Here is a 13,733-nt window from a genome sequence, read left to right as displayed (position 1 = left end):
AGGACACGGGCGAAGCGCGTTGCAGCGGATGAAATTTTCAGCATGGTGCAATCGCCGCCGTGATTTTAGCCGCCCATGAGCTTGCAGTGCGGGAGGAACCAATGAAAAAGAACGACAACAAGACTGCCACCAATGGCAAGAGCCGAAGACTACGTTCCCTCGAGTGGTTCGATAATCCGCATAATCCGGGAATGACGGCGCTCTATCTTGAGCGCTACCTCAATTACGGCCTGACCCGGGAGGAATTGCAATCCGGCAAGCCGATCATCGGCATCGCCCAGACCGGCAACGACCTCTCCCCGTGCAACCGCCACCATCTCGAACTGGCGCATCGCGTACGCGAGGGCATTCGGGCCGCCGGCGGCATCGCCATGGAATTCCCGACGCATCCGATCCAGGAGACCGGCAAGCGGCCGACGGCGGCGCTCGACCGCAACCTGGCCTATCTCGGCCTGGTCGAAATCCTGTTCGGCTATCCGCTTGACGGCGTGGTGCTGACCACCGGCTGCGACAAGACCACGCCGGCCTGCCTGATGGCGGCGGCGACCGTCAATCTACCCGCGATCGTGCTCTCGGGCGGCCCGATGCTGAACGGCTGGCACAACGGCGAGCGCACCGGTTCAGGCACCATCGTTTGGAAAGCCCGCGAGATGCTTGCCGCGGGCGAGATCGACTACAACGGGTTCATCGAGCTCGTGGCCTCCTCGACCCCCTCGGTCGGCCATTGCAACACCATGGGCACCGCCTCGACCATGAACTCGCTGGCGGAAGCGCTTGGCATGTCGCTGCCGGGCTGCGCGGCGATCCCGGCGCCGCATCGCGAGCGCGGCCAGATCGCCTACGAGACGGGCAAACGGATCGTCGAAATGGTCTGGGAGGATCTCAAGCCCTCCGACATCCTGACCCGCAAGGCGTTCGAGAACTGCATCGCGGTGAATTCGGCGATCGGCGGCTCGACCAACGCGCCGATCCATATCAACGCGCTGGCGCGGCATATCGGTGTCGAGCTCTCGATCGACGACTGGCAGAAGCACGGCCATGACATCCCGCTCTTGGTGAACATGCAGCCGGCCGGCTTCTATCTCGGCGAGGAATACCATCGCGCCGGCGGCGTGCCGGCGGTGGTGCGCGAATTGATGGCGCACAAGCGCATCCACGAAGACGCCGTCACGGTCAACGGCCGCACCATCGGCGACAACTGCCGCGAGGCGCCAAAGCCCGACGGCGACGTGATCTGGAGCTACGACAAGCCGCTGGTGAAGGATGCAGGCTTCCTGGTGCTGCGCGGCAACCTGTTCGATTCCGCAATCATGAAGACCAGCGTGATTTCAAAGGAATTCCGCGACCGCTATTTGATCAATCCGAAAGACCCGAATGCGTTCGAGGGCCGCGCCATCGTGTTCGAAGGCCCGGAAGACTATCACCACCGGATCGACGACCCCTCACTCGATATAGACGAGCACTGCGTCCTGTTCATCCGCGGCGCCGGGCCGATCGGCTATCCCGGCGGCGCCGAGGTCGTCAACATGCAGCCGCCGGCGGCGCTGATCAAACGCGGCATTCTTTCCCTGCCCTGCATCGGCGACGGAAGGCAGTCCGGCACCTCGGGTTCGCCCTCGATCCTCAACGCATCGCCCGAGGCCGCCGCCGACGGCGGCCTGGCGATCTTGCGAACCGGCGACAAGGTTCGCATCGACCTCAACACGGGCGATGCCAACATCCTGATCTCGAGCGATGAATTGAAGAAGCGCCGCGCCGAGCTGAAGGACAAGGGTGGCTTCCCCTACCCGGCCCACCAGACGCCGTGGCAGGAGCTCTACCGCTCGACCGTCGGACAGCAGGCCACCGGCGCCTGCATGGAGCTCGCCACGCGTTATCAGAATATCGCCGGCACGGTCGGCGTGGCGCGGGACAATCACTAGTTAGCGCCGTCATTGCGAGCGAAGCGAAGCAATCCATGCCTCCGCGCAGGAAAAAATGGATTGCTTCGTCGCTTCAGCGCAAAATTGCTTTGCAATTTGGTCGCGAGCTCCTCGCAATGACGAAGAACAAGAGGAAAAGAAAAACATGTCAGATCGACTGAAGGGAAAGCGCGCTGTTGTCACCGCCGCAGCGGCGGGCATCGGCCGGGCATGCGCAATAGCATTCGCGCGCGAAGGCGCCACGGTGATCGCCACTGACATCAATGAAAGCGGCATCGCCACCCTGGACAAGGAAGGCGTCGCCGAGACGGCACGACTTGACGTTCGCAGCACCGCCGAGGTCGTCGCCTTCGCCAAGCGCATTGGAAAGATCGACATCCTGCTCAACGCGGCGGGCTTCGTGCACCACGGAACCATCCTGGACTGTTCGGAAGAGGACTGGGACTTCTCGTTCGACCTCAACGTCAAATCCATGCACCGGACCATCAAGGCATTTCTGCCGGCGATGCTGGCGGGCGGAGGCGGCAGCATCGTCAACATCTCGTCTTGCGCGGCGTTGAGGCCACCGGCCAACCGTTATGTCTACAGTGCGTCCAAGGCGGCGGTTTCGTTGCTCACGCGCGCGGTTGCGCTCGACTTCATCACCCAGGGCATCCGCTGCAACAGCATCTGCCCCGGCACCGTGGAGACACCCTCGATGCTCGATCGCGCCGCGGCCGTCGGCCCGCAGGGCAAAGAGATGTTCATCGCTCGCCAGAAGATGGGGCGGCTGGGCACCGCAGAGGAAATCGCGGCCATGGCGATCTATCTTGCGAGCGACGAAGCCGCGTTCACCACTGGTGTCGACCTCGTCGTCGATGGCGGCTACATGCTCTGACGTCCACGCTGTCAAAGGGTTCCAGCATGAACAAGATCGATCTGAACGGCCGTTGCGCCGTCGTCACCGGCGGGGCGCAGGGTTTTGGGCGCGCGATCACCGAACGCTTCGTCGCATCGGGTGCGAAGGTCGCGATCTGGGATTTTGACCTGCCGCTCGCGGAAAGAACCGCGAAGGAAATCGGCCCGGCCGTATCCGCCTTCAAGGTCGATGTCTCTGACTTCGCCGCTGTCGAGAAGACCCGCGACGAAACGCTGACGGCGCTCGGCAGGATCGACATCCTCGTCAACAATGCCGGCATCGCCGGCGTCAACAAGACGGTCTGGGAGACCGACCTTGAGGAATGGCGCAAGGTGCTGCGCATCAATCTCGACGGCCCCTTCATCTGCTGCAAGGCGGTAGTGCCTGCGATGCTGCAGCAAAAATACGGCCGCATCGTCAACATCGCTTCCATCGCCGGCAAGGAAGGCAATCCCAACGCGGCGCATTATTCGGCCTCGAAGGCCGGCCTGATCGCGCTGACCAAGTCGCTCGGCAAGGAACTCGCGCAGCACGACATCCTCGTCAACGCGGTGACGCCGGCGGCGGCGAAAACCGCGATCTTCGACCAGCTCACCCAGCAGCATATCGATTTCATGCTGTCGAAGATTCCGAAGGGGCGCTTTGTGCTGGTGGAAGAACTCGCGGCGATGGTGGCGTGGCTGTCGTCGGAGGATTGCGCGTTCTCGACGGGCGCGGTGTTCGATATCTCGGGCGGCCGGGCGACGTACTAGGAGCGGCCATGACCAGAGAAGGCGGATGCCTGTGCGGCGCAGTCCGGTTCAAGACCGAGGGCGAGCCGCTCAACGTCCGCATCTGCCATTGCCGAAACTGCCAGAAGGCGATGGGCTCGCCGTTCTTTGCCCGTGCGCTGTTCGACCAGCGGGCACTCTCGGTCGAGGGCGAAACGGCGTGCTACCCGTCGTCGGAGGCGCTCGACCGGGTGTTCTGCAAGATTTGCGGCACCAGGCTGTTTTCTAGGCGAACCAACGGCATTGTGGTCGGCGTCGCGCTGGCGGCGTTTGACGACCGCAACGCCTTTGCACCGACCGAGCACATCTGGGTCTCGGAAAAGATGGCCTGGGTTTGCCTCGACGACGGCCTGCCGCAATATCAAGAGACGGTTCCGTAGCCCGATGGAGCGCTAGCGCAATCCGGGATCGTTCGCATGCGGATGGACCGATCCCGGATTGCGCTTCGCTCGATCCGCGCTACGATGCCACGCAAAGCGAGGCAGATCGATTGAACATCTCACTCTACGGCATTTCGGTCTGGATTCTCCCGCTCCTGATCGCAATCACCTTCCACGAGGCCGCTCACGCCTTCGTGGCATACCGGCTCGGGGACAAGACCGCTTGGGAGCTCGGCCGGGTCAGCTTCAACCCCTTCAAGCATATCGATCCCTTCGGGACCGTCATACTCCCCGGCGTTCTGCTGCTATCGCATTCGCCGTTCCTGTTTGGCTATGCCAAGCCGGTCCCGGTGAATTTCCGGAACCTGAACCATCCCCGGCTCGACATGGTCTGGGTGGCGCTGGCCGGCCCCGCCACCAACATCGCCTTGGCGCTTGTCACGGCTTTGGCCTTCCACGCCCTGCCTCTAGTGCCGGCGGAAGCTGCCAAATGGACGGCGGACAACCTCAAAAACGCCTTCCTGATCAATATCGTGCTGGCGATTTTCAACATGATGCCGATCCCGCCGCTGGACGGTGGCCGGGTCGCCGTCGGACTCTTGCCGCGGGTGCTGGCTTACCCGCTGTCGCGGCTGGAACCGTATGGGATGCTGATTTTGATCGGCCTTCTGATCCTGCTTCCCATCATCGGCGCGCAGCTCGGCCTAAATCTTGATGTTATTTCGGCGATACTGCGGACACTGACCGGTTATGTGATCAGCGCGCTTCTCTTCATCACCGGCAACGCTTAAGCTTCAAATAGAAACGAACCCACAAGGGAAGAACCGACCCGGACCATGGCGACCAAAGCTGCCGATATGTTGATCGCACGACGCGCCGATACCCGCGCGAGGGCAGATTTTGCAACCTGGAAAATGCTGGCCAAGCTCAACGGCTTCACCGCCCTGCCCGCCGAGGCGCAAAACTTTCTTGAAGGCTACAGGCAGTTGCTCCTTGCGAGGATGACCGAGGCGGACGCTTCCGAGGCCACCATCCAGCTCATGTACAAGAGCTACTATGCGGAGATGGGCGGCTCCGGAACGCCACCCGAGATTCCTTCGCGCGCGAGCGAGCCGGCCACTGACAGCGGCAACGTCACCGCCTTCCGCCGTCCGGCCCCACGGCCAAAACAACAGGTCGCATCCGGCCAAGCGGCAAAGCCGCGGCTACCGGTGGCCCTGATTTTCATCTGCCTCGCCATCGTCTACGTCAGCATCCGCTACTTCTGGCGCTGAGCTTCGAACAAAATGATTGCGTCGGCCCCGCTGGATCGATGCGGCGACCATGGTGCCGAATCCACCCTCTCCCGCTCGGAAAGAGGGCGCGGCCTTCACGGCCACGCCGCGTAGGACGGACCGCTGCGTGCGTGCTCCAGTCGTATCTGCCGACGATAGCTGCCCGGTGATGCGCCGCAATACTTGCGGAAGAAGCGATTGAAATAAGCGGGATCGCGGAAACCCAGGCCATATCCGATCTGCTCGACCGGAAGATCGAGCTGCTGCAGACGCGTGCAGGCTTCGCGGACCAGGCGCTCGTGGATGATCGCGCGCGGGCCGCAATTTTTCTCCCGCTGGCAATGGGCGTGCAGCTTGTCGGACGTGACGCCGAGCGCGTCCGCATAGCGCGCCACCGGCCAGCCGTCGCGGTAATGCAGTTCGACCATTTGCAGGAAATTGCCGACCAGCGCCGGACCACCGCCACGCGCTGCAACCTCGTGACGCTCATCATGCGAGGCGCTGAGCCGGCAGAATTGCAGACACAGTAACAGCAGATGTGAGGCGATCAGCGTCGCGCCGCCAAAGCCGGGCGCGCGCAACTCCGCCGCGATCGCGCGGCAGGATTCGGCGATCGTGTCGATATGTGGAGAAAGCGTCTCGCCGGCAACCAGCGCAGCGCGCTCAGTGGTTCTGCGCAGATGCAACGCCTCGGCGCTGCCCGCGATAATCTTGATCAGGAAGGCATCGTCCACCGACAACAGGAAGCCACGCGCGCCGGGACCAACGTGCAGCGTTGCATCGGTGCTGCCCGGCAGCCAGAGCAGCGCCGGCGCTTCGAGCGCAACTCCAGTGCCGTGCCATGAAGCCCGGCCGCGGTCCGATTGCAGCAACAATAGATGCGCCCGGCGCTCCGCCTTCTGGCGGATGACCCACGATCGAGCCGCCAGGGCGGCCGAAAAAGCCTCCGCACGTACCGCCAGTGCGACGCCGACCGGCAGTCCGTTCAGCCCTGGTGATGCCGACATGCCCAAATCTCTTAAGTAATTCGCTCCTGAGACAATCCGCCGCCAGTGAAGCGGAAGGTTTGCCAGAAAAGTACAATCTTTCCCCGGTTTCGTCCAATTCCAAGCTTCCGGCAACCTCCCCTAACGTCAGGGCGATCATGAGCGCCAGTTCAATGGCGCCGGTCGACGCACCCTGGGAGGACAAGATGATGACATTCCTGACGCGGCGCACCGCCCTGCTGGCGGCCGCCACCTGCGCCGCTACGCTCGGTCTGACCGCCATCGCCGAGGCGCAAACCTCGATCAAGATCGGCTACGCGATTTCGCGCACCGGCCCTAACACCGGAGGCGCTGCGGTCACCACCATCCCCAACTACGAATTGTGGGTGAAGGAGGTGAATGCCGCCGGCGGCATCAAGCTCGGCGACAAGCGGGTCCCGATCGAGGTCGTGCAATATGACGACCGCTCCAACGCCGAAGAGGCGGTGCGCGCGCTCGAGAGGCTGATCAACCAGGACAAGGTCGATTTCATCCTGCCGCCATGGGGCACCGGCCTCAATCTGGCGGTTGGTCCGACGCTCAATCGCGAAGGCTATCCGCACCTCGCCGCCACAGCCGTGACCGACCGCGCCCCCGAACTCGCCAAGCGCTGGCCCAACAGTTTCTGGCTGCTCGGCACCAGCGCGGACGCCGCAAGATCGCTGGTCGAATTGCTGAACAAGTTGCGCGACGAAAAGAGGATCGGTGACACCGTGGCAATGGTCAGCATTGCCGACGGCTTCGGGATCGATCTGTCGTCGGCGGCGCGGCCGGCACTCACCAACGCGAAGTTCAAGCTCGCTTACGACAAGAGCTATCCGATCGGCACGCAGGATCTGGCGCCGATCGTGAACGAGATCAAGGCGCTCAACCCGGATGTCTTCATTGCCTTCAGCTATCCTCCGGATACGTTGGCGCTGACCGAGCAATCGCGCATCGCAGGCCTCAATCCGAAGGTCTTCTATACCGGCGTCGGCACCGCCTTCCCGCTCTACAAGCAAAAATTCGGCAAGAACACCGAAGGCGTGATGGGCATCGGCGGCTGGAGCGGCGACAGTCCGGCGATCAAGGACTATCTCGCCCGCCACAAGGCCGCCGCCGCCAACGGGGCGGAGCCGGACCGCTGGGCGAGTGCAGTCACTTATGCCAGCCTGCAGATGCTGCAGCAGGCGATCGAGCGCGTCGGCAAGATCGACCGCGCCGCCGTGATCAAGGATCTGCAGACCGGCACGTTCGACACCGTGATCGGCAAGGTCAAGCTCGAGAACAACATGCCGACCCGTTACTGGTGGGTCGGCCAGTGGCAGGGCGGCGAGTTCTATGGCATCGCACCGGCGAAGAACGAAGGCGCGCGCGCCGCGATCGTTCCGAAGCCGGCGTGGGTGGCGCCGTAACGTCAAGATAGAGACGCGGCCAGCACGCCAATGACCAACGCCATTCTGACCGGCCTGATGCTGGGCGGCATGTATGCGCTCATCGCCATGGGGCTCACGCTCCAGTACGGCGTTGCGCGCATCATGAACCTCTCCTACGGCGAGTTCCTGATCGCCGCCGCCTTTGCATCGCACTGGCTGTTCACGGGCTGGGCGATCAGTCCGTTTGTCGGACTGGCGCTGGTCGTTCCCCTCGCCTTCGTGCTGAACTTTGCAATCTACAAATTGCTGCTGACGCCGTTGGTGCGACGCGCGCCCAACCGAGACGCGCTCGAGGTCGACAGCATTCTCGCAACCTTTGGCCTCACCTTCGTCATTCAGGGCTTGATGCTCGCCCTGTTCGGCGGCGCCTACTACAGCTATTCGTTCCTGGCCTTCCCGGTGCAGTTTCTCGGTGAGACGGTCGCAGCCAACCGCCTCGCCGCGCTCGGCATCACCATCCTGCTCGGTCTGGCGCTGTATGCCGCGCTGACGCGGACACGCGCCGGCACGGCGGTACGCGCCGTAGCCGTCGATCCTTTCGCCGCCCAGCTTGTCGCCATCAATGTGCCGCAGGCCTCCGCCCTGACATTTGCATTGGGTGGCGCGCTGGTCGCCGCCGCCGGCGTGCTGGTCAGCACCTTTCTTACCTTCAGCGCGTCATCCGGCGTCGTCTTCACGATGAAGGCCTTGATCGTGGTCGTGATGGGCGGCGTCGGCAACATGCTGGGCTGCCTGGTCGCAGGCCTGGCGCTTGGTCTCAGCGAGGCGCTGGTTGCCTCCTATATCGATCCCGGGCTCACGCTTGCAGTCAATTTCGCGCTGTTTCTCGCCGTGCTGCTGGTGAAGCCGGCCGGTCTGTTTGGCAGGGCGACACGATGAGCGCGCGTATCGCCGGCTTCGGTGCCACAGCGCTCGCAGCGCTTGCGCTGCTGGCGCTCGTTCCGCGCCTCGGCAACGCCTACTACCTCGCGCTCGCCATCAGCCTTTTGCAATACACCGTGCTGGCGACGGCGTGGGGCATGTTCTCTGGGCCCACCCGCTACGTCTCATTGGCAACGACCGCCTTCTTTGGTGTCGGCGCCTATACCGTTGCCGTGCTCGGCGAGATCTTGCCATGGCCGCTCGTGCTGCTGACCGCAGCGGCGCTCGGCGCCATTGTGGCTGGCATCGTCGGGCTCTCGACGCTGCGCTTGAGTGGCGTCTACTTCGTCATCTTCACCTTTGGACTGACCGAACTGATCCGCCAACTCGTGGTCTGGTTCGAGGTCAACAAGTCGCGCGTGCTCGGGCGCTATGTCTTCGTCAATATCACCCAAGCCGACATTTACTGGCAATTGCTGGCGCTGACCGCCGCGGTATTCCTGCTGGGCTGGCTGATCGCGCGCTCGCGCCTCGGCTTTGCGCTGCGGGTGATCGGCGAAGACGAGACCGTCGCAGAACATTGCGGGATCAATACTACTTTTGCCAAGGTCGCCCTGTTCACGATCAGCGCCACGGTCATGACACTGGTCGGCGCGATCATGGCGCCGCGCTGGACCTATATCGAGCCGTCGATCGCCTTCAATTCGATGATCTCGTTTCAGGTGCTGTGATCATGGCGCTGCTCGGCGGCGCGCACCGGCTGTGGGGGCCGGTACTCGGCGCCGTGCCGCTGACGCTACTGTTCGAACTGCTGAGTGCGCGCTTTCCGAACACGTTCACCATCATCCTCGGCTGCATCTTCCTGCTGATCGTCTACATGCTGCCGAGGGGCGTCGCGGGATTGTTCGAGAAGCTGTCGACGACGGCGGGCGGCAAAGCCAGGCAACGGGCGACCGCATGAGCCAGGGCAGCGGAACACCCGTGCTGACGATCAGTGGGTTGCGGCGCGCGTTCGGCGGGCTCGTCGCGGTCAACGATCTCGACTTTACGGTCGCCCAAGGCGAAATCATGGGCCTGCTCGGCCCCAACGGGTCGGGCAAGACCACGGCGCTCAATCTGATCTCGGGCGTGCTGCGCCCCGATGCCGGCACCATCCGCCTGATGGGCCAGAACATCGCGGGCCTTGCGTCGTACCGGATCGCGCGGCTCGGATTGGCGCGGACATTCCAGCTCGTCCGCGTGCTCGACGGCATGGATTGCCGCGAGAACATCAAGGCAGGATTGGCGTTCCCGAGACCGCATCTGCCCACCTCCGAGGCAGAACTGCGGATCGACGCGCTGCTTGATCGCGTCGGTCTTGCCGGGCACGACCGGCGGCCCGCGGCGGACCTCACCTATATCGACCGCAAGCGCCTGGAACTCGCACGCGCCCTCGCGGCAAAGCCGCGGCTATTGCTGCTCGACGAGTGGCTCGCCGGCCTTAATCCATCCGAGCTTGCGATCGGCATCGACCTGATCCGATCATTGCGGGCTGACGGAATCACCATTGTGCTGGTCGAGCATGTGATGAGCGCGGTTCGCGCCCTGTGCGACCGCTGCATCGTCATGAGCAGCGGACGCAAGATCGCCGAAGGCGCCACCGTGGACGTGCTGAGCGATGCGGCCGTTGTGAAGGCCTATCTTGGCGGGGTAGCCGCCGATGCTTGAGGTCAAAAATCTCAGCCTCGCTTATGGCCTGCATCGGGCGCTCGACGGCGTCGCCCTCAGCGTCGGCCACCGTGAGATCGTAACGATCCTGGGCGCCAATGGCGCCGGCAAGACTTCGCTCCTGAAAGCCATCGCGGGCGTCGTGCGTACGCTTCCCGGCAAGCAGGTGAGCCTCGGCGGCCGCGACATCTCCGCGCTTGCCGCCCACGACATCGTCGAAAGCGGGCTGGCGCTGGTGCCGGAAGGCCGCGGCATCTTTGGCGACCTCACGGTGAAGGAAAATCTTCTGCTCGGCGCCAACCCGAAGCGCGCCCGCGAGGGCGAAGCGGCGCGGCGCGAGCAAGTGCTTGCGCTGTTTCCGCGCCTGCGCGAACGCGCCGCCCAGATCGCGCGCACCATGAGCGGCGGCGAACAGCAGATGCTCGCCATCGGCCGCGCGCTGATGTCCAATCCGGATATCCTGCTGCTGGACGAGCCGTCGCTCGGGCTCTCGCCCGCGATGGTGCAGGAGTTGTTCGCCACCTTGCTGCGGGTGCGCGAGGCCGGTGTCGGGCTTTTGCTCGTCGAACAGAACGCGCAGGAGAGCCTGCGGATCGCCGATCGCGGTTATGTGCTCGAGAACGGCGTCATCGTTGGACACGGCACTGCCGACCAGTTGAAAGCCGATCCCGCCGTCCAGCGCGCCTATCTCGGCGGCGTACCGCCGGCCACCGCATCATCATCGTAACGCACGCGTGAGGAGAGAAAGCCATGTATGAAATTTCGCTGCTGCTCGAGAGCAAGGATGTCCCGGCATCGAACGGCGCGACGTTCGATCGCCTCAACCCGGTCACCGGCGATCTCGCAAGCCGCGCCGCGGCAGCCCAGATCGCGGATGCGAAGCGCGCGGCCGACACTGCGGCCGCCGCTTTCCCCGCATGGTCCGCTACCGGTCCGAACGCGAGACGCGCGATCCTGTTGAAGGCTGCCGATCTTCTGGCATCGAAGGCACCCCAGTTCATCGAGTTGATGGCGGCGGAGACCGGCGCGACAGCCGGCTGGGCCGGCTTCAATGTTCACTTGGCCGCCGGCATGCTGCGCGAAGCGGCGGCCATCACCACGCAGATTTCGGGCGAAGTCATCCCCTCCGACAAGCCGGGCTGTATCGCGATGGCCGTGCGCCAGCCCGCCGGCGTGGTGTTGAGCATGGCGCCGTGGAACGCGCCGGTTATTCTCGGCGTTCGCGCCATCGCGCTGCCGCTCGCTTGCGGCAACACCGTGGTGCTGAAGGCCTCCGAAATCTGCCCGGGCACCCACCGGCTGATCGCCGAATGCCTGCGCGATGCCGGACTGCCGCCGGGCGTCCTCAACGTCATCACCAACGCGCCGGAAGATGCCCCTGCCCTGATCGAAATGCTGATCGGCCATCCAGCCGTGCGGCGCGTCAATTTTACCGGCTCGACGCGCGTCGGCCGCATCATCGCGCAGGTGGCGGCAAAGTACCTCAAGCCTGCCCTGCTCGAACTCGGCGGCAAGGCGCCGATGATCGTGCTCGACGATGCCGACATCGACGCCGCCGTAGCCGCCGCAGCGTTCGGCGCCTTCATGAACCAGGGCCAGATTTGCATGTCGACCGAGCGCCTCGTCGTCGACGAGAAGATTGCCGACGCCTTCGTAACGAAGCTCGCGGCGAAGGCCGGATCGCTCGTCGCCGGCGATCCGCGCAAGGGGAACGCGCCGCTGGGATCGCTGATCGGCACCGATGCCGCGGCCCGCATTCAGGCCCTGATCAACGACGCCGTCAGCAAAGGCGCCAAGGTGGTCGCAGGCGGGCGCAGCGAGGGCACGCTGATGTCGGCAACCGTGATCGACGGCGTCAACTCGTCGATGCGGATCTACGGCGAGGAGTCATTCGGCCCGGTGGTCTGCGTCGTGCGCGTCAACGGCGCGGACGAAGCCGTTCGCGTCGCCAATGACACCGAATACGGGCTATCGGCAGCGGTATTCGGACGCGACATCGCGCGCGCGTTCGAGGTCGCCAAGCGCATCGATTCCGGCATCTGCCACGTCAACGGGCCCACCGTTCACGACGAGGCGCAGATGCCATTCGGCGGCGTCAAGGCGTCGGGCTATGGCCGCTTCGGCGGCAAGGCCGGCATCGCCGAATTCACCGAATTGCGCTGGATCACGATCGAGACCGGACCGCAGCACTATCCGATCTAACGCATGGCAGGAATGCGAGACGTCAGCTCTTGTTCTTGACGCGGAAGATCACCGGCAGCGTGAACGTCAGGCCCTCGTCGGCAATGATGGGTGGCGGCATCGGCACCGGATCCGAGCGGCGCACCATTGCCAGCGCCGCCTCGTCGAAGGCCGGATCGCCTGACCCCTTCTCGATATCGGTCGAGAGCACGCGGCCCATGCGGTCGAGCGTGAAGCGAATCTGGATCTCGGCGGACTTTTGCTGCCGTTCCTTCGGGTAGCGCTTGTGCTTGTCGAGATGCGCGACCAGCTCCTTTTGCCAGGTCGCGCGCACGCGTCGTGCGCTCTCGCCGGTGCCGATCACCGGTGCGATGGAACGCTGCCCTTCCGGAATGTCCTCTGAACTCGGCGTCGCGGTCGCCTCGGAGGCAACCGACTCGGTCGACGCCTGCGTCTGCACCGCCGCGATCTTCGGATCGTCCTCTTTCGGCTTCTTCGACTCGTTCTCCGTCACCACCCGGTCGGCCTCTTCAGGCTCCGTCGGCTTGTCCTGCGGCAGCTCGGTTTCCTTGACCTCGGCCTTCTGCTCGGCGAGCTGCGGCGACGCCGCGGAAGCATCGGTATCCGGACCCGGCGGCAGATCGGTCACCTCGCGGTGAACGGAGGCCATTTCGAGCCCGATCTCGATTGCCGACGCGCCGAGGGCGTCATCGGCTTCTTCGGTCTGCAAATGCGCGATCGCCAGCGCCGCGCCGCCAATGTGGAGCGCGAGCGCAATCACCGCGGCAGAAATCCAGAGCCGCCGCGAAGGCTTTTGCTCGTCGAGGCCGGTCAAGGCTTTGCCGGCGCCGCTTGCGCCGCCGCTGCTTCGGGAACGCCTTCGAGCGCCACCAGCTTGATTTTGGAATAGCCGCCGGCGCGCAGGATTTCGAGCACGTCCATCAATTCGCCATAGGGCACGGCGCGGTCAGCGCGCAGGAAGACGTGGCGCTCCTTGCTGCTGTCCGGCATCGCATCGAGCGAGCGCACCAGGTCGACGCGCTTGACCATGTTCTCACCGATCGCAACCGAGAGGTCCGGCTTGATGCTCACATAAGTCGGCTTGTCCGGCTTCTTCTGCGGGGTTGCGGTCGACGTCGGCAAATCGACCGGCAGGTCGACGGTCGACAAGGGGGCTGCGACCATGAAGATGATCAGGAGGACGAGAATGACGTCGATGAACGGCGTGACGTTGATCTCGTGCGATTCCGCGAAATCGCTGTCGTCATCGAGGTCGTGTTCTGCAATTGACGCGCCCATC

General features: G+C 64.1%; 16 protein-coding genes. 13 read left to right on the top strand and 3 right to left on the bottom strand.

Annotation, left to right across the window (positions count from 1 at the left end; all coding sequences use genetic code 11):
- Positions 1 to 101 precede the first annotated feature (101 nt).
- From V1273_RS14575 to V1273_RS14550, 6 genes are all read left to right on the top strand, one after another.
- The gene (locus tag V1273_RS14575) at positions 102 to 1,922 is read left to right on the top strand and encodes an IlvD/Edd family dehydratase (RefSeq protein WP_334382578.1); all 1,821 of its coding nucleotides are present in this window, start codon (positions 102 to 104) and stop codon (positions 1,920 to 1,922) included.
- A gap of 145 nt (positions 1,923 to 2,067) precedes the next feature.
- Entirely contained in the window at positions 2,068 to 2,799 is a 732-nt protein-coding gene (locus tag V1273_RS14570) for an SDR family oxidoreductase (RefSeq protein ID WP_334382579.1), read from the top strand.
- Positions 2,800 to 2,825: 26 nt separating this feature from the next.
- On the top strand, positions 2,826 to 3,572 hold the full coding sequence (locus V1273_RS14565) for an SDR family NAD(P)-dependent oxidoreductase (RefSeq protein ID WP_334382580.1): 747 nt from the start codon (positions 2,826 to 2,828) through the stop codon (positions 3,570 to 3,572).
- An 8-nt stretch (positions 3,573 to 3,580) separates the two neighbouring features.
- Positions 3,581 to 3,970, top strand: coding sequence for a GFA family protein (locus V1273_RS14560; RefSeq protein ID WP_334410036.1), 390 nt, complete (start codon positions 3,581 to 3,583; stop codon positions 3,968 to 3,970).
- Between the two features lie 110 nt (positions 3,971 to 4,080).
- Positions 4,081 to 4,761 (top strand): site-2 protease family protein, encoded by a 681-nt coding sequence (locus V1273_RS14555; protein ID WP_334368294.1) that lies wholly within the window; start codon positions 4,081 to 4,083, stop codon positions 4,759 to 4,761.
- A gap of 45 nt (positions 4,762 to 4,806) precedes the next feature.
- Entirely contained in the window at positions 4,807 to 5,244 is a 438-nt protein-coding gene (locus V1273_RS14550) for a hypothetical protein (protein WP_334368293.1), read from the top strand.
- Between the two features lie 95 nt (positions 5,245 to 5,339).
- On the opposite strand, the gene V1273_RS14545 is transcribed toward V1273_RS14550, so the two are convergent.
- Positions 5,340 to 6,251, bottom strand: a complete 912-nt coding sequence (locus tag V1273_RS14545) for a helix-turn-helix domain-containing protein (protein WP_334368292.1) — start codon at positions 6,249 to 6,251, stop codon at positions 5,340 to 5,342.
- A 188-nt stretch (positions 6,252 to 6,439) separates the two neighbouring features.
- Here V1273_RS14545 and V1273_RS14540 point away from each other — a divergent pair, with 188 nt between their 5' ends.
- The 7 genes from V1273_RS14540 to V1273_RS14510 are packed head-to-tail and all read left to right on the top strand — an operon-like array spanning position 6,440 to position 12,454.
- On the top strand, positions 6,440 to 7,663 hold the full coding sequence (locus tag V1273_RS14540) for an amino acid ABC transporter substrate-binding protein (protein WP_442894156.1): 1,224 nt from the start codon (positions 6,440 to 6,442) through the stop codon (positions 7,661 to 7,663).
- 30 nt (positions 7,664 to 7,693) lie between these two features.
- On the top strand, positions 7,694 to 8,563 hold the full coding sequence (locus V1273_RS14535; RefSeq protein ID WP_334410033.1) for a branched-chain amino acid ABC transporter permease: 870 nt from the start codon (positions 7,694 to 7,696) through the stop codon (positions 8,561 to 8,563).
- Entirely contained in the window at positions 8,560 to 9,276 is a 717-nt protein-coding gene (locus tag V1273_RS14530; protein ID WP_334410032.1) for a branched-chain amino acid ABC transporter permease, read from the top strand. The genes V1273_RS14535 and V1273_RS14530 overlap by 4 nt, the downstream gene beginning before the upstream one ends.
- A 2-nt stretch (positions 9,277 to 9,278) precedes the next feature.
- Entirely contained in the window at positions 9,279 to 9,506 is a 228-nt protein-coding gene (locus V1273_RS14525; RefSeq protein ID WP_334410030.1) for a hypothetical protein, read from the top strand.
- Complete coding sequence (locus tag V1273_RS14520) at positions 9,503 to 10,252, top strand: ABC transporter ATP-binding protein (RefSeq protein ID WP_334382585.1); 750 nt, start codon at positions 9,503 to 9,505, stop codon at positions 10,250 to 10,252. Before V1273_RS14525 ends, V1273_RS14520 begins: the two co-directional genes overlap by 4 nt.
- Positions 10,245 to 10,979 (top strand): ABC transporter ATP-binding protein, encoded by a 735-nt coding sequence (locus V1273_RS14515; protein WP_334382586.1) that lies wholly within the window; start codon positions 10,245 to 10,247, stop codon positions 10,977 to 10,979. Before V1273_RS14520 ends, V1273_RS14515 begins: the two co-directional genes overlap by 8 nt.
- A 23-nt stretch (positions 10,980 to 11,002) precedes the next feature.
- On the top strand, positions 11,003 to 12,454 hold the full coding sequence (locus V1273_RS14510; protein ID WP_334368286.1) for an aldehyde dehydrogenase: 1,452 nt from the start codon (positions 11,003 to 11,005) through the stop codon (positions 12,452 to 12,454).
- Positions 12,455 to 12,476: 22 nt separating this feature from the next.
- Here the strand turns inward: V1273_RS14510 and V1273_RS14505 are convergent, their stop codons facing one another.
- On the bottom strand, positions 12,477 to 13,268 hold the full coding sequence (locus tag V1273_RS14505; protein WP_334382587.1) for an energy transducer TonB: 792 nt from the start codon (positions 13,266 to 13,268) through the stop codon (positions 12,477 to 12,479).
- Entirely contained in the window at positions 13,265 to 13,732 is a 468-nt protein-coding gene (gene exbD / locus V1273_RS14500) for a TonB system transport protein ExbD (RefSeq protein ID WP_334382588.1), read from the bottom strand. The genes V1273_RS14505 and exbD overlap by 4 nt, the downstream gene beginning before the upstream one ends.
- Between the last annotated feature and the right edge of the window lies 1 nt (position 13,733).

It is taken from the genome of Bradyrhizobium sp. AZCC 1721, assembly GCF_036924715.1.
Lineage (GTDB): Bacteria > Pseudomonadota > Alphaproteobacteria > Rhizobiales > Xanthobacteraceae > Bradyrhizobium.
The sequence above is the reverse complement of the archived record's forward strand: the minus strand, read 5'-3'. Positions and strand labels throughout refer to the sequence as shown.